The organism is Polynucleobacter sp. AP-Elch-400A-B2 (genome assembly GCF_018688355.1).
Lineage (GTDB): Bacteria > Pseudomonadota > Gammaproteobacteria > Burkholderiales > Burkholderiaceae > Polynucleobacter.
Genome location: NZ_CP061317.1, coordinates 631,805 through 650,446, shown reverse-complemented (window position 1 = coordinate 650,446; position 18,642 = coordinate 631,805). Strand labels below are relative to the sequence as shown.

Here is an 18,642-nt window from a genome sequence, read left to right as displayed (position 1 = left end):
ATTGATTCTAAATTACCTACCAACCTTAGACTAGGATTGATTTGTTTATTACTAGCTTTGATGGCCTAAGGGCCTTAAGTAGTGATCACTTTTTGTTGAGGCTTAAATCAATTGGATATTTACCCTTGATGTTGCAAGGTAAATCCCCATATCAGTATCAGCAAAAGTGGAAAGATCTGAAGTAATATCAGAGGTGTAATAAGCACATTAACTACCAATAGGAAGGGTAATAGACCATGGCTACAAAGAAGTCTCCAGCAAAAAAGAAAGTAGCTACTAAGGTGGTAAAAAAAGCCCCTGCAAAGAAAGCCGTTAAAAAAGTTGTTGCTAAGAAAGTAGCAGCTAAAAAGGCCGTCAAAAAGGTAGTGAAAAAACTTGCTGTCAAAAAGCCGGTTGCTAAAAAACCAGTGGCAAAAAAAGCGGCTAAAAAGGTAGCGGCGAAGAAGCCGGCTGCCAAAAAGCCAGCTCCAAAGAAAGCTGCCAAGAAATCTCCCAAAACAGCTGCGCCTAAGAAACTTAAAGTCGATCAGTACGGGCTCGAGGAAGATGATGAGTTCTACGGCTTGTACTTTGCTAAATCGACAAACAAAGGTTTAGTTGAAGTAAAACCTTGCACCTTCTCGCTGATGTATTGGTGGAAAGGCTTGCTTGGCTATCCTGACATGATTGAAATCTCTAAAGATAGCAATACTGCGATGTTGCAGTTTGAGTCTACCTTTGGTGGTGGCGATTCTGGTGAGACAGAGTTGACGGAAAAAGATGTGTTCGATGTTGACCATATTATTGAAATCGACGAACAAGAGCAGTTAGTTTCTCTCTACTCTTACGTTCCTATTCCTGTTCCAGAAAAGCTAATTGGTGCATTAGGTCTCTCTATTTTGAATATCAATCCAGAAACCCGTTATGGCAGCCTTGAGATTTGCTCTACTGATAACGAGGAAGGTGCAAATGAGCACTTCCTACGCTACCGTGCAGCTACTTATTTGCGTGGCGTGAAATCTGGCAAGGTTGAAGCCATTGAAAGTATGGTCACCAATGGTTCAGAGTTCTTTGGCTTGGCTTTAGATGCAATGTGCGTTAATAAATCGATTAAGAAATGGCTGCTAAGCTAGGCTTTATTGATTAATAGGTATTACACACAAAAATGTAGGTCATAGGAAAGCGGTCGTTCACTGTTTTACGAGTTTCGACAATAGTGGCGCCTCGCTTTCCTAGTTTTTTACACTCCTCTGCTGCGGCTGCTTGAGCCTCAGTATCTTTAGCAGATTTAGGGGCATGCACCCCAACTGTTCCATCAGACTGTCGATAGACTCCAAACTCGCTTGGTGGTGTTGCGCAAGCTAACATACCCATTGAAAAAGTAAGAACCAAAGCACCCGAGATAATTTTCATATTCAAATCCAGATCTTTTAAAGAATGGATTCATTCTAGCTATATTTAGGTCTTAGTAACTCGATTTCATTTATACCCAACTCGATCAAGCAAACGTTGCGCAGCGATTTGGTTCTTGCCAATCGCCGCAATAGAGATATTTTCTGCTTTGAATGAGCCTAACATTTTAAGGCCTTCATTTTCAATTTTGACTGACTTCACTACGGGCCACTCGTTATTACCGTTGGCAAAATACTCTTGCGCAGAGTCACTTGCCAAGTATTCAAGAAATTGTTTTGCAGCCTGTGGGTGTGGTGCACTCTTAGCAACCCCACCCCCCGCAATATTGATATGCGCGCCAGTGGTCTGTTGATTTGGCCAAATAAATCCAATCTTAGAAACAATGGCCTGATCTTCTGGCTTGGTTGATCGTAAGAGCCTGACCAAATAATAAGAATTTGTTAAAGCTAAACCGCATTCACCTGAGGCCACCGCCTTGATTTGATCGGTATCGCCACCTCTTGGAGGGCGAGCCATATTAGCCACCATGCCCTTGGCCCACTCCTCAGTAGCAGCCTCGCCGCGACGTTCGATCATGGCACCGATTAATGACAACATATAAGGATGGGCGCCTGAGCGGGTACATACCTTACCCTTATTCATAGCCTCTGCTAACTTCTCGTAAGTATCAACGTCTTGTGGATTTACTTTTGCTTTGTTATAGACCACGAGACGTGCTCTGGTTGAAAAGCCAAACCAAGTTGATCCATCTGGCTCAGGCTGAGAACGTAAGTTTGCCGGGATACGGCTCTCTAAATATTTTGACTGTATCGGCCTAAAGAAGCCATCAATTTGCGCGCGCCATAATCGAGCTGCATCTACCATCAAAATCACATCCGCTGGACTATTGGTACCTTCGCTTTTTAATCTCTCTGCTAAGGCATTGTCATCAGCCTCAATCCGGTTGATCTTGATGCCTGTCTTTTTTGTGAAGTCACTATAGAGCGCCTCATCAGTTTGATAGTGACGGGCTGAGTAGAGATTGAGTTCTTTCGCTTCTTTTATATCCTGTGCTTGCAAGGGTAAGGCTAGAAGTGCGCTCAATAACAAGCCAGAACTGCCGAGGAATTTTCTTATAAGTGGGTTTGCCATTGCTGTATTTGCGATCAGAATTAGATTAAATCTAATGTATCACAAATACGAATGATTATCAATTAGGATTTGGAAATGACCCTTGAAAGCAGCAATACTGGAAAAAGTCCAACTAAAACAATGGTTAAGGAAGGTAATGCCAGTTCAGCAAGGCGCTCATCTGCAGCCAACTGATAGGTTGCGACAGCCAAGGTATCAAAGTTAAATGGGCGCAATAAAAGCGTTGCTGGCAATTCTTTCATAACGTCGACAAAGACAAAGAGGCCTGCAGTAATCAGACTGCGCTTAAGTAGGGGCACATGAACCCGCTTCAAAATCTGCGCTTTAGAAAGACCCAAGAGTGCTGCTGAAGCATCCATCGATGGAGTGAGGCGCGCTAGACCAGCTTCTACACTCTGCAAACTAGAAGAAAGAAAGCGGACTAGGTAGGCATAGATCAGCACTAGGATGCTGGCAGACATCCACCAAGCAAGCTGAAAGATTTCTAGAAAAGAAAGGATGCCAATGGCTAAGACCGCACCGGGTAAAGCATAACCAAAGCCCAGCAATCGATTAACCCAACTTAAGCGTGCATTCATGCGCACGGAGTAAGCAAAGAAAACGGCTAACGCTACCGAGATGAGCGCCGTCAGAATCGAAACTAATAAAGAATTACTCAGCCAATCTAGATATCGAACATCGATCGTGAGGCCTTGCTTGAAGAGTAATTGCAAGAGCGCAAATGCAGGTATCAAAAATCCGCACAAGAGCGTAGCGCCACAAAATGCAAACGCAAAAAAAGCTTTCTTGCCTTCCAGAGACTTCGCGAGTGGCTTACTCCGAGTTGCAGAGGCAAAACGTAATTTGGAGCGACTACTTTGCTCGATAAAGAAAATCAGTAAGACAAAACTTAAGAGCCCTAAGGCAAGCTGCACTGCCGCTATTCGGTCTCCAAATGAGAGCCAAGCCTTAAAGATGCCAGTTGCAAAAGTCTGCACACCAAAGTAAGAGACGGCACCAAAATCAGCCAGCACCTCCATCAGCGCCAGCGCCATACCCGCAAAGATGGCTGGCCTTGCCATAGGCAATACCAATTTCACAAAACCTTGAAGCGGACTGTAGCCCAGTGTTTCTGAAACCTCTATCAATCGACCACTACGCTCTAAGAATGCTGTACGGGTAATAAGATAAACATAAGGAAAGAGGCAGAATGAAAAAGACCAAATAGCCCCACTCAGGGATCTTGGATCCGGAAAGAACCAGAGTGCATCAACTCCCAGTGCAGCACGCAGCGTACTCTGTATCGGACCCGAAAACTGCAAGAGATCAACGAAGAGGTAGGCCATGACATAAGTGGGCACTGCCAAAGGCAGAATGAGAGCCCACTCAAATATTTTCTTCCCTGGAAAATCATAGCTCGCAATGATCCAAGCATTACCTACCCCGAGGATAAAGACTCCCACTCCGACACCAAAAATAAGCACTAAGGTCGAGGCAATATAGCCACCCAGCACAAAGTTCCATAAATGACTGAGGGTGCCGGTAGCTAATAACTCCTTCCCGGGGAATAGGAAAGGTGCTGCCAGGCCAAAGAGGGGCAAAAATAACAACAGGGCAAGTGGCACCACAATACGATTCATGAAATCGGCAATCCGTTTAGACTCTAGCTATGTATTAAACCACTAGCATTAATGAGAAAATTATAGAGATGAACTCTGCTCGCACCCTACTTTCGATTCAAGCACTAGAAATCGACTACCCCAGTCAAGATGGTCAAGGTCGTGTTACTGCGGTTAAAGACCTTAATCTCGATCTGGCTCAAGGTGAGATTGGCTGCTTATTAGGCTCATCTGGCTGTGGAAAATCTACCGTCTTGAGAGCTATTTGTGGGTTTGAGCCTGTTAAAGCAGGGAAAATTCTCCTGCGTGATCAGGTGGTGAGCTCAACCTCTACTCATATCCAACCAAATCAAAGAAAAGTAGGCATGGTCTTTCAGGACTTCGCTCTCTTTCCCCATCTCAATGTTTTAGAGAATATTGCCTTTGGCTTGCAACACCTATCAAACAAGGAAAGATCTGTAGTTGCCATGGAGTGGCTTAAGAGGGTGTCGCTAGCAGATAAGGCAGATGCATATCCTCATGAGCTCAGTGGCGGCCAACAACAGCGTGTGGCACTGGCTAGGGCAATGGCACCGGAACCAGATTTAATTTTGCTAGATGAGCCCTTCTCTAGTTTGGATATTGAACTGAGAGAGCGTCTTGCAGGCGAGATGCGAGAAATCCTCAAAGCAAACAACATTACCGCCCTGCTAGTCACACACGATCAATTTGAAGCCTTTGCTATTGCCGATAAGGTCGGCGTTATGACGGATGGCAATGTATTGCAGTGGGATGTCCCTTACGAGCTCTATCACAAGCCAGCCAATCGCTATATTGCTGACTTTATTGGTCGCGGTGTGTTTCTAAAAGGTATCGTCCAAGCTAACAACAAAGTCAAAATTGAATTAGGTGAGCTTGACCTGGAAGAAGATCGTAGCGCTGAAGCTGGAAAAGAAATCGACGTACTCCTGCGCGCTGATGATATTGTGCATGATGATCACAGCACCTTGTTAGCAGAGGTTGTACGTAAGACCTTTAGGGGAGCCGACTTCTTGTACACCCTCAAGCTCGCTTCAGGTGTTGAAATTTTTGCTTTTGTACCCAGCCACCATGATCATGCGATTGGTGAAAAGATTGGCATACACCTGGTAGCCGATCACGTTGTGACTTTTACCAATGAGGCATTGCCGACTCACTAGTAATAAGTCAGCGCCGTCGCTTTACCCTTAAATATGCGGTAAGAAAATAACCCAAAGCGATTCAGTAGCTGCTGCTTGCCGCAATGTCGCCGTACCAATAATGACGGCATGAGAGTAACACTAACTTAGACGCTTAAGCCTCTTCCTCAAGATCGTCAACGAGATGGTCATACTTTAGAAAATTTTCACGATGTCTTCTGTAGTATAAAAGGCCTTCATTCAGGCTGGCTACAGTGGCGCCCTGCTCGCGCATTTTGTCCCAAAGATTCCAGTCCTCTTGCGGATGAATGCCATCGGCATATCTTTCCTTGTAGCCTACTTGTTGACCCAGTGAGGTTCGGTACATCATCGAACCATGGTGCTTTCCTTCGCGATCCCAGTAGAGATCTCCTTGGTGAGACCTAGTCTCGCCAGGAACACGATCATGAATCTCTTCTTTTAATTCGCCTGTAACAACGATGTCATAAGTAACGATATCTGCATGAGCATCAGATAGCAGCTCAATTGCATCGGATCTGAGCCAATTGTCAGCGCCAATGAACAGAACGTATTCCGTATTGACCCTCATGAGTAAATCATGGAAATTATCCACAGTACCTAAATTCTGTGGTCTGAGAATATATTCAATATCGGGATATAAGCTTGGTAAGTGGCCGCAATCATGCGCCCCATCATCGACAAATAGAATTCTGGCGGGGGCTTGTGTTTGAGATAGCACGGACTCTATGCAGTGTGCTGCAAGGTGGCCGTACTTATAAGAGGCGATAACGACAGTAATCATATTGCTGGGCATTAGAACACGAAAGTGTGATATCTAAATGAAGTCTCGCTTTAAACCCCCTACAATAGATCTATGTTGATACAAATCGCTAACCTTCTCCTCCAAGTCCTCGTGAGCATTGTCGCGGGAGCATGTCTCCTGAGGTGCTATCTCCAGTGGCTCGCCTTTAATCTCGGGTCAGGCCAAAGCAGAACCATCGGCGCATATGTGCTTCCACTGAGTAATTGGATCGTGATCCCACTTCGCAAGATAGTCCCAAGCCTTGGTCGCCTTGATGTCGCTAGCTTTTTAGCCGCCTACCTACTGGTTGCAGGAAAGATTGCAATCCTTTTATTACTATCAGGAGCTGATCTAACCAACATCTCGTGGCTCCTATTGGCCTTAATCGATTTAGTGGATCTGATACTTTCGGGATTAGTTGGCTTGGTTTTTGCAAGCGTCATTCTCTCTTGGGTTAGTGCTGGCTCCCAGATACAGTATTTGGTCTCGCTACTGGTTGACCCTCTACTGATGCCAATCAGAAAAGCAATGCCCAACTTTGGAGTCCTAGATTTATCACCTCTTCTGCTGCTGCTTATCCTGCAAGTTTTGCAGATTGTAGTGAGCAATCTGAGGTAGCTCATTAAGTCTCATTAGCTTCAAGATGCTCCGAAATGGCCTTGATAAAGTGCTCACCATAACGCTCTAGCTTAGCTTGCCCGACTCCACCAATGCGACTGAATTGATCTAAGGTAGTTGGCGTCGATTTCACCATCTCCTGCAAGGTGCTGTCATGAAAAATCACATAAGGCGGCACTCCTTGTTCGCGGGCTAATTCAGTCCGCTGAGCCTTGAGTGCTTCCCACAGTTTTTCATCTGCAATATTGCTGAAGGGATGTGTAGTGCCCTTCCTTGCCCCAGACTTCGTAGCCTTACTCTTGGAATAGCCTGTATCTTTTCGCAACCAAACTTCTTGCTCTCCACGTAGCACCGGCAGAGCAATGTCATCGACCAACTTTAAGCCGCCATGTAATTCAATGTCTGCATCTAAATAACCGCCAGCTACCAATTGACGATAGATACTGTTCCATTGAGCCCGATTAAGTTCTGCACCAATACCAAATGTACTCACTTGCTCATGAAAATATTGCTTTACTCTAGGGGTCACTTTACCCAACAGCACATCAATTAAATGGGTCACACCAAAGCGTTGGCCAGTGCGATACACACATGACAATGCTTTTTGTACCTCTTGTGTGGCATTCCAAGTTGCTACTGGTTCTAGACAGTTATCACAGTGACCACAGCTACCCGCATGCACCTCTCCAAAGTAGCGCAAGATCGTTTGATGGCGGCAGGTCGTGGATTCACAATAGCCCAGTAAAGCATTGAGTTTTTGACGCTCTACTCTCTTACGATCTTCAGAAGCTTCGCCAGAATCCACCATTTGCCGCAAGCTCACTACATCACCAAATCCGTAGGCCATCCAGGCATTGGCTGGCAAGCCATCGCGCCCCGCCCGTCCGGTTTCTTGGTAATAACCTTCCATACTTTTAGGTAGATCTAGATGAGCTACAAAGCGGACATTAGGCTTATCAATACCCATACCAAACGCTACGGTTGCGACCATGATGACGCCTTCTTCACGCAAGAAGCGTTTTTGATTAGCGCTACGTATTTCTACGCTAAGACCTGCGTGATAAGGCATGGCATCCCAACCGCGGTCTTGCAACCATTGCGCAGTCTCTTCTACACTGCGACGCGATAAGCAATAAATAATTCCAGAATCGTCGGCATGCTCAGCGTCTAAAAAATGCTCTAACTGTTGCTTGGCACTCTGCTTTTGCAGAACTCGATACTTAATGTTGGGGCGATCAAAGCTAGAGACAAACTGCTGGGCAGATTCAAGTGAAAGACGCTCAACAATTTCTGCACGGGTTGGCGCATCTGCCGTCGCTGTTAAGGCGATACGGGGTACCTTTGGAAAGCGCTCGTGCAGAATAGTTAACTGGCGATATTCAGGACGAAAATCATGGCCCCATTGCGAAACGCAGTGCGCTTCATCAATTGCAAATAATGCAATCCCAGGTCCTGCATGAAGTCGATCCAAGATGGACAGAAAGCCTGGATTCATTAAGCGTTCTGGTGCTACATAGATCAAGTCAAGATCTCCAGCCAGCAATTGAGTAGTTACCTGTTGAGAGGTACCAGCATCTAAACTGGAGTTGAGAAACGAAGCCTTTACACCCAACTGGGTTAAGGCATCCACTTGATCTTGCATCAGCGCGATTAAGGGTGAAACTACTACCCCTACACCTCGACGAACCAGTGAGGGAATTTGATAGCACAGCGACTTGCCAGCGCCAGTAGGCATGAGCACTAAAGCATCACCACCAGCAACTACATGCTCAACAATAGACGCCTGAGTACCACGAAATTGATCAAAGCCAAAAACATCATGAAGTACTTGCTGACTCGATTGCAACCGTAATACTCCTTTGAAATAAAAAGCCCCACGTCATGGCGGGGCTTGATGAATAGCTTCTCTGTGTTAACAAATACAGAATCTGGCTGGCGGAGAGGGTGGGATTCGAACCCACGGTAGGTTTGACCCTACGCCTGATTTCGAGTCAGGTACATTCGACCACTCTGCCACCTCTCCGAACCGAACAACGATTATAGCTTTCGGAAGGCTCTTTGAATTTCTTACACCTTAAGTTAAAGAGGCTTAAGTACTTCCAGACCACCCAAGTAAGGTCGCAAGGCTTTCGGTATCGCGATGCTGCCATCGGCCTGCTGGCAGTTCTCTAAAAGAGCAACACCAGTTCTGCCAACCGCAAGCCCAGAACCATTTAAGGTGTGGACTAGCTCTGGCTTACCTTGCCCAGATTTATATCTTGCCTGCATACGTCTAGCTTGGAAATCACCCATATTGGAGCAAGAGCTAATCTCACGATACGCATTTTGTGATGGGATCCATACCTCAAGGTCATAGGTCTTTGTGCTTCCAAAGCCCATATCACCGGTGCAGAGTAATACTTTTCGATAAGGCAGCTCTAGCAGCTCCAAAACTTTTTCTGCATGCGCAGTTAATTCTTCAAGCAACTGCATAGACTCTTCTGGCTTAGCAATTTGTACAAGTTCTACTTTTTCAAACTGGTGCTGGCGAATCATGCCGCGCACATCACGGCCATAACTTCCAGCTTCAGATCTAAAGCATGGAGTGTGGGCAACGAATTTCAGTGGCAACTCTTCAGCTGCAGTAATCGTGTCACGCACTAAATTGGTAACGGGCACTTCTGCGGTAGGGATGAGGTAAAAGTTTTCAACTCTTGCTTCGCCTGCCCCATCTTCGCCACCCATCTGGCGAGGAACCTTAAATAAGTCTTCTTCAAACTTTGGCAGCTGGCCAGTGCCCCGCATAGATGCAGCATTCACCATGAGGGGGACGTTAAGCTCTTCGTATCCATGTTGAGTTGAATGCAGATCGATCATGAATTGCGCTAGTGCACGATGTAGTCTGGCAGCAGGCCCCTTCAGAACCGCAAAGCGTGAGCCACTAATCTTTGCAGCAGATTCAAAATCGAGACCCAATGGCGCGCCCAAGTCGACATGATCTTTCACGGGAAATGAAAACTCGGGGATCGTACCCCAACGCTTCACTTCTTTATTCTCAGCCTCGTCCTTGCCTACTGGGACTGATTCATCAGGCAAGTTAGGAATACCCATCAAGAAATCTGCAATCTCTAACTGCAATATCGCTAAGCGTGCTGCGCCTGATTCCATATCGACGTTAATCTGCGTTGCTTCTGCCATCTCGGCAGTAGCATCTTCGCTCTTACCTTTTTTCATACCAATGGCTTTAGCCAGTTGGTTACGCTTAGCTTGCAATTCCTCAGTACGAGTTTGCAAGGATTTACGCTCGGACTCTAAGGTGTTGAATTTCTCAACATCGAGTTGAAATTTGCGCGTAGCTAAACGGGCAGCAACGGCTACGATATCTTTACGGAGTAATTGCGGATCAATCATGTGATGCTCTATTAGTTAATATGTATATACGCTAGTTTAAGCGCAAGACTTCTGCTCCAGCAGGTGGCACAAAGGTAAAGCGATTAGCAGGCAGGCTCACGTTGAGCTGAATCTTATCTAATGTGACCAGGACGACACTTCCTAGGCCATCAATGAGCTCTAGCGCTTTAGGTAAGCCGTTAGTCATTCCGACTGAGATCTTGGTGTACGGCAAGTCATTGCCATTTTTTGTATTGGGGATTTTCTTGGGCACTAGAGCAACCCATTTCATGCCTAGACGATCTTCGCTCTCAACTAAATCAAAGTGTTGGTCGAGGGAAGTCTCCCCAAATAGAATTGCAGCAGGAGTAGTGGCTAAAGCCTGACCTGCAGGCCTAAAGGTGGCTTGATTTAAATCCTTATCCCACATGATAAGTTGCTTGCCATCGGCAATCAATTTTTGCTCATAGGGCTTTTGGGTATCCCAAATGAATCGGCCTGGGCGCTGAAACACAAAACGTCCTTGCGTTTGGCGAACCACTTTCAAACCTTTGTCTTGCGGCTCATTTGCTTTGGGTGCACGCAACTGTTGTTGCACAAACTCCCCTTCTGCAGTTTTGGAGTTGCGCACAAATTGACGTAACTGCTCTGCGCCACTCTCAACCTGCGAAAGTGCCGCTCCTGAACACAGAAAAGCTATCCCAAGAAATACTGCAGAAAAGAATCTTTGCAAAATATTCGCCTTACTCTGAGGCGCGATGCAAAATCTCGCGATTACCACCGTTACCCATCTTCGATACCAAACCGGCTTTCTCCATATCCTCAAGTAAGCGGGCCGCGCGGTTATAGCCAATGCGTAAGTGGCGCTGCACTAAAGAGATCGATGGGCGCTTATTTTCTAAAACAATAGCGACTGCTTGGTCATACAAGGGATCGGCTTCGCCACCACCTTCGCCGGTCAGGGCGTCAATAGTGGATTCGTCAGCGCCTTCTAGAACGCCATCAATGTAGTTAGCTTCACTCTTCTCTTTGAGCCACTCGACCACGCGATGCACCTCGTCATCAGATACAAAGGCGCCATGAACTCGAACCGGTAAGCCAGTACCTGGCGCCATATAGAGCATGTCGCCCATACCCAGCAGCGCTTCAGCACCTTGTTGATCCAAAATCGTACGGCTATCGATCTTGCTACTCACCTGGAATGAAATACGAGTGGGTACGTTAGCCTTGATCAGGCCGGTAATCACATCCACACTAGGACGTTGCGTTGCCAAGACCAAATGAATACCTGCAGCACGTGCCTTTTGAGCAATACGGGCAATTAACTCTTCGATCTTCTTGCCGGAGACCATCATCAAATCTGCCAACTCATCAATCACGACGACTATCACTGGCGCTTTATAAATTGGCTCTGGATCATCAGGAGTCAAGCTAAATGGATTGGTAAGCTTCTCACCTTTTTCTTCAGCCTCTAAGATTTTTTTATTGAAGCCAGCAAGGTTACGCACGCCAAACTTACTCATCAGTTTGTAGCGACGCTCCATCTCATTTACAGCCCAATTGAGAGCGTTATACGCTTGCTTCATGTCAGTAACTACTGGACATAAGAGATGGGGAATCTTGTCGTACATTGCCATCTCGAGCATCTTCGGATCAATCATGATCAGACGCACTTCATCAGGCTTCGCCTTAAAAAGAATGGACAGAATCATGGCGTTGATACCAACGGACTTACCGGCACCAGTAGTACCAGCAACCAAGCAATGCGGCATCTTCGCCAAGTCAGCAACGACGGGACTACCTGAAATATCCTTACCCAAGGCAAGGGTCAAGTTAGAGTGACTGTCGTTATAAACCTGTGAACTCAAAATCTCAGAGAGGTAAACCGACTGTCGTGTTGGATTTGGTAACTCCAAAGCCATGCAGGTTTTGCCTGGAATGGTTTCTACTACACGCATACTCACCACGCCTAGCGAGCGCGCTAGGTCACGTGAGAGATTAACAATCTGACTACCCTTTACACCAACAGCGGGATCAATTTCGTAACGCGTTACCACTGGGCCTGGGTAGGCTGCAATGACTTTCACTTCGACGTTGAAGTCGGCCAACTTGCGTTCAATTAGGCGAGAGGTAAATTCCAATACATCTGCTGAAATAGTTTCTTTTACTTCCGGGACGGGATCCAATAGAGCTAGGGGTGGCAATTCTGAATCCGGAATATCCACAAACAGGGGCTGCTGTTTTTCACGCTCAACGCGGGCGCTCTTCGGAATTTCTGCTGGGGCACGAACAATCTGTACCGGCTTTGCAACTTCCACTCGCCCACGAAACTCTTCAACGAACTCTTCGCGCTCTTCAGCAGCCGCTTCACCTAACTTGCGATCTTCTTCGCTATCGCGACGCTCACGTAAATGGTTGTAAGCAAGCTCTAGGGTGCGACCTACTTTTTCAGCAACGTCTAACCAGGAAAAGTGCAGGAATAAAGACAGGCCGGCACACAGAGTGAATAGCAACACCAGGGTAGAGCCCGTAAAACCTAGTGTCATGTGTAAAGGATCGCCAATCAGCTCGCCCAAAATACCGCCAGGAGGCCTAGGAAGCTCCCAGGTCAGCGAATGAAGGCGAATGGACTCGAGACCCATGCTGCTCAATAAAGTCAGTCCAAAGCCCAACCAACGCACTACCAGGGAGTCTGGTTTAGCTTCTGGATCTAATGGAAGGGGAATACTCCAAAGTTCACGCCAACCACTCAGAACTCGGCGGCCAAAGAGCATGACCCACCAAAATGCAGAAATACCAAAGATGTAGAGCAATAAGTCAGCCAAATAGGCTCCAAAACGTCCGCCCAGGTTCCTGGGAGCCTCAAAGCTGGCATGCGACCAAGCTGGATCTGCCTTGGAATAAGTCACCAAAATAGCCAATAAACCCAAACAAAGGCCAAGAGAGATAAACCAGCGGGCTTCTAAAAGGAGGCGGGGCAACCTGCCCTGCCCTTGATTCTCAGGGGGCCGGAGGCCTAAAGGCGTTTTGGACTTCGGGTATGCGGTTCTAGCCATGTTCCCCCGATTGTAATCAAGCAATCCTATAATTTGAATATGACTACAAATACCCCAAAACACTCTAAAGTTCTCATCCTCGGCTCAGGGCCTGCTGGCTACACAGCTGCAGTGTATGCAGCTCGAGCCAATTTGAGCCCCACCCTCGTTACTGGCCTGGCGCAGGGCGGCCAATTAATGACCACTACAGATGTAGAAAACTGGCCAGCTGACCCAGATGGCGTCCAAGGCCCAGAGCTCATGGATCGTTTTTTAAAGCATGCCGAACGATTTAACACCAACATCATCTTTGATCATATTCACACTGCAGCCCTGACTGAAAAACCCATCCGTTTGGTTGGCGACTCAGGAACTTACACTTGTGATGCCTTGATTATTTCCACAGGCGCCTCTGCTCAATACCTTGGCCTTCCGAGTGAGGAAGCATTTATGGGTCGCGGTGTTTCTGGATGCGCGACCTGTGATGGATTCTTTTATCGCAATCAAGATGTCTGCGTAGTTGGTGGCGGCAACACTGCCGTTGAAGAAGCGCTCTATCTGACTGGCATCGCTAAAAAGGTTACCGTGATTCATCGGCGCGATAAATTCCGTGCAGAGCCAATTCTCAATGACCGTCTCATGGCTAAAGTAGCTGAAGGCAAAGTTGAGCTCAAATTGAACTCAACTCTTGATGAAGTCTTGGGTGATGAAAAAGGCGTTACTGGTGTACGCATTAAGAAAGCCGATGGCAGTACAGAAGATATCGCAGTAACTGGCGCCTTTATTGCGATTGGCCACAAACCGAATACCGAGCTATTTATTGGTCAGCTCGATATGAATAATGGCTACATCAAGACACACTCTGGTTTGGAAGGTAACGCTACTGCTACCAACATCCCTGGCGTATTTGCATCGGGCGATGTACAGGACCATATTTACCGTCAAGCCATTACTAGTGCAGGCACAGGCTGTATGGCTGCATTAGACGCCCAGCGTTACTTAGAGACTTTGGATTAATACAGACTGAGCAAGGGGCCAAATAAAAATGCCTAGCAATGCTAGGCATTTTTTTCTTACATTTTTTTCTTCTAAATTGTTAGCGACTCACCACTGGTAATAGCGGCACGATCAATAATGCTACGATGTTAATAATCTTGATGAGTGGGTTTACTGCAGGGCCAGCAGTGTCTTTGTAGGGATCGCCGACAGTATCACCAGTGACCGCAGCCTTGTGAGCCTCCGAACCTTTGCCGCCGAAATGGCCTTCTTCAATGTATTTTTTGGCGTTATCCCAAGCACCGCCACCGGTGCACATAGATATGGCGACAAACAAGCCCGTCACAATCGTGCCCATCAGCAAACCACCCAAAGCAGCGGGTCCCAGCAAGAGACCTACTGCGATAGGAGCCACCACCGGTAAAAGTGAAGGAACAATCATTTCTTTGATCGCGGCTGAGGTCAGCATATCTACTGCTTTGCCGTACTCAGGTTTTGCAGTGCCCGCCATAATTCCCGGGATCTCACGGAACTGTCGGCGGACCTCTTCAACCACAGCACCAGCACAACGTCCAACCGCTTCCATTGCCATCGCACCAAACAAATATGGAATCATGCCACCAATAAAGAGGCCGATGATTACCATATGGTCCGAGAGATCAAATGACACTTGCTGACCAATAGCCTCCAACGCATGGGTGTAATCTGCAAAGAGAACTAGAGCAGCAAGACCTGCTGAACCAATTGCATATCCCTTAGTTACAGCCTTAGTAGTATTGCCCACCGCATCCAATGGGTCTGTAATGTCACGAACCGATTGCGGCATGCCAGCCATTTCTGCAATACCACCGGCATTATCTGTAATCGGACCATAGGCATCAAGAGCCACCACAATGCCGGCCATAGACAGCATCGCAGTCGCTGCAATCGCAATGCCATAAATGCCTGCTAACCAGTAAGCTGCATAAATAGCGGCACAAACAAACAGTACTGGATAGGCAGTCGATTTCATCGAAATGCCTAAACCTGCAATGATGTTAGTACCGTGACCTTTGGTAGAGGCCTCAGCAATATGTTGCACTGGTTTAAATTGGGTACCCGTGTAGTACTCGGTAATCCAGACTAGGCCGGCAGTTAGCAGTAAACCAACTACAGTGGAGCCAAATAAACGCCACTGGCTTCCTGGGATACCCAGGGCATCGTCAGGCATGATGAAATTGGTTACAAAATAGAATGCAACTAAAGAAATGCTCCCAGCTATGATTAAACCTTTATACAGCGCAGGCATAACATTTTTCATACCTGGCGTTGCTTTAACAAAAGAGCATCCAATAATCGAGGCAATGATCGAAACTCCCCCCAGTAAAAGCGGGTAGACTACCGCAGCCGCTGATGCACTAGAAACCATGAGAGCACCTAATACCATTGTCGCAATTAGTGTCACTGCGTAAGTTTCAAATAAGTCAGCCGCCATACCAGCACAGTCACCGACGTTATCTCCAACATTATCGGCAATCACAGCAGGATTCCGTGGGTCATCCTCCGGAATGCCTGCCTCCACTTTTCCAACTAAGTCCGCGCCTACGTCAGCGCCTTTTGTAAAGATGCCGCCGCCCAATCGCGCGAAGATAGAAATCAAGGAAGAGCCGAATGCCAAACCGATTAAGGGGTGTAAAACCGATGATAGGTCTTTACCCACTCCAAGTGATATCAGGAACATAAAGAAAAGGCCAACACCCAGTAAGCCAAGTCCTACTACCAACATACCGGTAATAGCGCCACCTTTGAATGCCACATTGAGTGCTTCATTCATTCCTTTGGTAGCCGCTTCCGCAGTTCGGACGTTAGCCCGCACCGAAATATTCATGCCAATAAAGCCGCAGGCGCCCGAAAGCACCGCACCAATAACGAAGCCGATAGCCGTTGCAAAATCCAGAAACAGTGCTATCAAGATCGTGAGGACTACCCCAACGATGGAAATCGCCTTGTATTGGCGGGATAAATAAGCTGCAGCTCCCTGCTGGATCGCCTCAGCAATTTCTTGCATCTTTGCGTTACCAGCACTTTGCTTCAATATCCATCCACGCATCACAAAGCCATAAATCACGGCTACAACACCGCACGCCAAGGAAAAATACAAGCCTAATGTGACATTACCCATGCTTGAACCCCTTATAAATTAGATCTAAATTGTATTTATCTGCCAGCTATGTCAGACCAATTCTGAAAGCGATAAACTGGAACCTATATGCTTTATTAGTATGTAGCAGAATTACTACCCTAGCGCTTTTGTAGAATCAGGGTATTTACTAATCACTATCCGGAGTATGAATGAGTCTCGACAACGTCAAACCAGGGAAAAAAATCCCTGAAAGCTTTAATGTCATCATCGAAATCCCAATGAATGCAGATCCAATCAAGTATGAAGTTGATAAAGAAAGTGGCGCCATTTTTGTTGACCGCTTTATGGGCACTGCAATGCATTACCCATGCAACTATGGGTATATCAACAAAACTATTGCTGGTGATGGTGACCCTGTTGATGTGCTTGTTATCACTCCGTTCCCTTTGATTCCTGGTGTGGTTGTGAGTTGTCGCGCAATTGGGGTATTGATGATGGAAGATGAAGGTGGGCAAGATGCCAAATTGTTAGCCGTTCCAGAAGATAAGATTCTGCCTATTTATACCCATTGGCAAAAACCAGAAGACATCAATCCATTACGTTTAAATCAAATCCAGCATTTTTTCGAACACTACAAAGATCTCGAGCCAGGTAAGTGGGTGAAAGTTAAAGGATGGGGTGGTGTTGCTGATGCCCATAAAGAAATTCTTGAAGGTATTGAGGCATACAACAAAGAGCATCAAAGCTAATTCAAATTCAACTTGTTAAACGGATTGAGCTCGCAAAAAATCGCCCTAGCGCAAATCAACCCTCTTTTGGGTGATTTGCCTGGTAATGCGCAGCTCATTTCTCAAGCTGCTGCAGATGCTTATGCACAAGGCGCCACTGTAGTTCTCACGCCTGAGCTCTCGCTCACTGGCTACCCTCCAGAAGATTTGTTGTTGCGCCCAGCCTTTATTGAGGCCGCAGATCGAGAGCTCAGTTGTTTAATACTGGAGCTCCAGAAATTTCCGGGGCTAACTGTCATTATTGGCCACCCCAAGAAGACTACCGTTGGTTTACAAAACTATGCCTCAGTCATTCGTGATGGCAAGATCATTGCTGGCTATGCCAAACAAGAACTACCCAATCATGAAGTGTTTGATGAGGTGCGTTATTTCACGCCGGGTAATGAAGCCTGCGTCTTTGAAAACGCCGGCATTCAGTACGGACTCATTCTGTGTGAAGATGCATGGCATGCAGGTCCAGCAAAACAGGCTCATGCAGCTGGCGCCCAAGTGCTACTGGTTCTCAATGCCTCTCCTTATCACCTGCAAAAAGAAGCTTTACGCATTGAGGTACTGCGCAAACAAATTGCTCTTAGCAAGATGTCATTGGTTTATGTAAACGCAGTCGGTGGCCAAGATGAGTTGGTTTTTGATGGTGGCTCATTTGCTTTAAATAGCGCAGGCAAAGTAGTGATGACCATGCCGCAATTTGAGACTGCTCTTGGCTATGTAGATGTCAACGCCTCCGCCGATTTAGAGCCGGGAGCAATGGTGACTCCATCTAGTATGGAAGCACAGGCCTACCAAGCACTTGTTCTGGGTGTGCGTGACTATGTTCAGAAGAATCATTTCCAGGGAGTCATTATTGGGCTCTCCGGTGGAGTTGACTCTGCATTGGTACTGGCGATTGCAGTAGACGCATTGGGTGCAGATAAAGTTCGCACCGTCATGATGGCCTCGCGCTATACCGCTGACATCTCCTGGATTGATGCTAGAGAAATGGCTCAGAATCTAGGCGTTCAATATGATGAGATTCCGATTAGCGAACCCGTTGATGCTCTAGAGCATGCTTTAGCCGAGCAATTTAAAGGTCTAAAACTTGATGCTACTGAAGAAAATATTCAGGCACGAGTACGAGGCACCCTCCTGATGGCGCTCTCCAATAAAACAGGTCGCCTAGTTTTAACAACAGGCAACAAGAGTGAAATGGCTGTGGGTTACTGCACACTATACGGCGATATGGCTGGTGGCTTTGCAGTCATTAAAGATATTGCTAAAACTTTGGTCTACCGTTTGTGTGCTTATCGCAATAGTATTGCCCCAATCATTCCAGAGCGGATCTTGACTCGCGCCCCTTCCGCAGAATTACGCCCCGATCAGACCGATCAAGATAGCTTGCCATCTTACGAAGTATTGGATGGCATCGTAGAGCGTTATATGGAGCAAAACCAATCTATTGCCCAAATGATTGCCGCGGGCTTTGATCCCGACAGCGTCGAAAAAGTCACCCGCCTCATTAAGCTCAATGAGTACAAGCGCCGCCAAGCGCCTCCCGGCGTTCGAGTCACAACCCGGGCCTTTGGGCGTGACTGGCGCTACCCCATTACCTCCCAGTTTAGGGCGTAACAGGGCACTGATTTTTAGTTCTAGGTATG

15 protein-coding genes and 1 tRNA gene are annotated in these 18,642 nt (G+C 46.8%); 6 read left to right on the top strand and 10 right to left on the bottom strand.

The window, feature by feature from the left end:
- Window positions 1-236 precede the first annotated feature (236 nt).
- Window positions 237-1,112: a hypothetical protein gene (locus FD977_RS03370; RefSeq protein WP_215306333.1), complete on the top strand. Its 876-nt coding sequence runs from the start codon at window positions 237-239 to the stop codon at window positions 1,110-1,112.
- A 10-nt stretch (window positions 1,113-1,122) separates the two neighbouring features.
- Here FD977_RS03370 and FD977_RS03365 read toward each other — a convergent pair whose 3' ends face one another.
- The 3 genes from FD977_RS03365 to FD977_RS03355 form a co-directional block, all read right to left on the bottom strand.
- Window positions 1,123-1,392, bottom strand: coding sequence for a hypothetical protein (locus tag FD977_RS03365; RefSeq protein WP_215306331.1), 270 nt, complete (start codon window positions 1,390-1,392; stop codon window positions 1,123-1,125).
- Between the two features lie 66 nt (window positions 1,393-1,458).
- Window positions 1,459-2,523: an extracellular solute-binding protein gene (locus FD977_RS03360; protein WP_215306329.1), complete on the bottom strand. Its 1,065-nt coding sequence runs from the start codon at window positions 2,521-2,523 to the stop codon at window positions 1,459-1,461.
- Between the two features lie 62 nt (window positions 2,524-2,585).
- Entirely contained in the window at window positions 2,586-4,142 is a 1,557-nt protein-coding gene (locus tag FD977_RS03355) for an iron ABC transporter permease (protein WP_215306327.1), read from the bottom strand.
- A gap of 68 nt (window positions 4,143-4,210) precedes the next feature.
- Here FD977_RS03355 and FD977_RS03350 point away from each other — a divergent pair, with 68 nt between their 5' ends.
- A complete protein-coding gene (locus FD977_RS03350) occupies window positions 4,211-5,299 on the top strand; it encodes an ABC transporter ATP-binding protein (protein ID WP_215306325.1) in 1,089 nt (362 codons plus the stop codon).
- Window positions 5,300-5,432: 133 nt separating this feature from the next.
- Here FD977_RS03350 and FD977_RS03345 read toward each other — a convergent pair whose 3' ends face one another.
- Window positions 5,433-6,092: a glycosyltransferase gene (locus tag FD977_RS03345; RefSeq protein ID WP_215306323.1), complete on the bottom strand. Its 660-nt coding sequence runs from the start codon at window positions 6,090-6,092 to the stop codon at window positions 5,433-5,435.
- A 60-nt stretch (window positions 6,093-6,152) separates the two neighbouring features.
- On the opposite strand from FD977_RS03345, the gene FD977_RS03340 reads away from it, so the two are divergent.
- Window positions 6,153-6,698, top strand: coding sequence for a YggT family protein (locus tag FD977_RS03340; RefSeq protein WP_215306321.1), 546 nt, complete (start codon window positions 6,153-6,155; stop codon window positions 6,696-6,698).
- A 4-nt stretch (window positions 6,699-6,702) separates the two neighbouring features.
- Here the strand turns inward: FD977_RS03340 and recQ are convergent, their stop codons facing one another.
- From recQ to FD977_RS03315, 5 genes are all read right to left on the bottom strand, one after another.
- Window positions 6,703-8,544, bottom strand: coding sequence for a DNA helicase RecQ (recQ, locus tag FD977_RS03335; RefSeq protein WP_215306319.1), 1,842 nt, complete (start codon window positions 8,542-8,544; stop codon window positions 6,703-6,705).
- Window positions 8,545-8,631: 87 nt separating this feature from the next.
- Window positions 8,632-8,721, bottom strand: a tRNA-Ser gene (locus FD977_RS03330).
- Window positions 8,722-8,777: 56 nt separating this feature from the next.
- Window positions 8,778-10,088 (bottom strand): serine--tRNA ligase, encoded by a 1,311-nt coding sequence (gene serS / locus FD977_RS03325; protein WP_215306317.1) that lies wholly within the window; start codon window positions 10,086-10,088, stop codon window positions 8,778-8,780.
- 31 nt (window positions 10,089-10,119) lie between these two features.
- Window positions 10,120-10,800: an outer membrane lipoprotein carrier protein LolA gene (locus FD977_RS03320; protein ID WP_215306315.1), complete on the bottom strand. Its 681-nt coding sequence runs from the start codon at window positions 10,798-10,800 to the stop codon at window positions 10,120-10,122.
- Between the two features lie 10 nt (window positions 10,801-10,810).
- Window positions 10,811-13,123: a DNA translocase FtsK gene (locus FD977_RS03315; RefSeq protein WP_215306313.1), complete on the bottom strand. Its 2,313-nt coding sequence runs from the start codon at window positions 13,121-13,123 to the stop codon at window positions 10,811-10,813.
- A 39-nt stretch (window positions 13,124-13,162) separates the two neighbouring features.
- Between FD977_RS03315 and trxB the strand changes: the two genes are divergently transcribed.
- The gene (gene trxB / locus FD977_RS03310; protein WP_215306311.1) at window positions 13,163-14,119 is read left to right on the top strand and encodes a thioredoxin-disulfide reductase; all 957 of its coding nucleotides are present in this window, start codon (window positions 13,163-13,165) and stop codon (window positions 14,117-14,119) included.
- Window positions 14,120-14,198: 79 nt separating this feature from the next.
- On the opposite strand, the gene FD977_RS03305 is transcribed toward trxB, so the two are convergent.
- A complete protein-coding gene (locus FD977_RS03305; RefSeq protein WP_215306309.1) occupies window positions 14,199-16,259 on the bottom strand; it encodes a sodium-translocating pyrophosphatase in 2,061 nt (686 codons plus the stop codon).
- Between the two features lie 170 nt (window positions 16,260-16,429).
- On the opposite strand from FD977_RS03305, the gene ppa reads away from it, so the two are divergent.
- Window positions 16,430-16,969, top strand: a complete 540-nt coding sequence (gene ppa / locus FD977_RS03300; protein WP_215306307.1) for an inorganic diphosphatase — start codon at window positions 16,430-16,432, stop codon at window positions 16,967-16,969.
- Window positions 16,970-16,993: 24 nt separating this feature from the next.
- Window positions 16,994-18,613 carry an NAD+ synthase gene (locus tag FD977_RS03295; protein ID WP_215307026.1) on the top strand — a complete coding sequence of 540 codons (1,620 nt, stop codon included), beginning with the start codon at window positions 16,994-16,996 and terminating at the stop codon, window positions 18,611-18,613.
- Window positions 18,614-18,642: the final 29 nt, after the last annotated feature.

Coding starts and splice junctions, on each gene's coding strand:
- FD977_RS03365 (WP_215306331.1), bottom strand. CDS start 1,392: ATGAAAATTATCTCGGGTGCTTTGGTTCTTACTTTTTCAATGGGTATG.
- FD977_RS03305 (WP_215306309.1), bottom strand. CDS start 16,259: ATGGGTAATGTCACATTAGGCTTGTATTTTTCCTTGGCGTGCGGTGTT.
- serS (WP_215306317.1), bottom strand. CDS start 10,088: ATGATTGATCCGCAATTACTCCGTAAAGATATCGTAGCCGTTGCTGCC.
- FD977_RS03350 (WP_215306325.1), top strand. CDS start 4,211: ATGAACTCTGCTCGCACCCTACTTTCGATTCAAGCACTAGAAATCGAC.
- trxB (WP_215306311.1), top strand. CDS start 13,163: ATGACTACAAATACCCCAAAACACTCTAAAGTTCTCATCCTCGGCTCA.
- FD977_RS03360 (WP_215306329.1), bottom strand. CDS start 2,523: ATGGCAAACCCACTTATAAGAAAATTCCTCGGCAGTTCTGGCTTGTTA.
- FD977_RS03340 (WP_215306321.1), top strand. CDS start 6,153: ATGTTGATACAAATCGCTAACCTTCTCCTCCAAGTCCTCGTGAGCATT.
- FD977_RS03345 (WP_215306323.1), bottom strand. CDS start 6,092: ATGCCCAGCAATATGATTACTGTCGTTATCGCCTCTTATAAGTACGGC.
- FD977_RS03355 (WP_215306327.1), bottom strand. CDS start 4,142: ATGAATCGTATTGTGGTGCCACTTGCCCTGTTGTTATTTTTGCCCCTC.
- ppa (WP_215306307.1), top strand. CDS start 16,430: ATGAGTCTCGACAACGTCAAACCAGGGAAAAAAATCCCTGAAAGCTTT.
- FD977_RS03315 (WP_215306313.1), bottom strand. CDS start 13,123: ATGGCTAGAACCGCATACCCGAAGTCCAAAACGCCTTTAGGCCTCCGG.
- FD977_RS03370 (WP_215306333.1), top strand. CDS start 237: ATGGCTACAAAGAAGTCTCCAGCAAAAAAGAAAGTAGCTACTAAGGTG.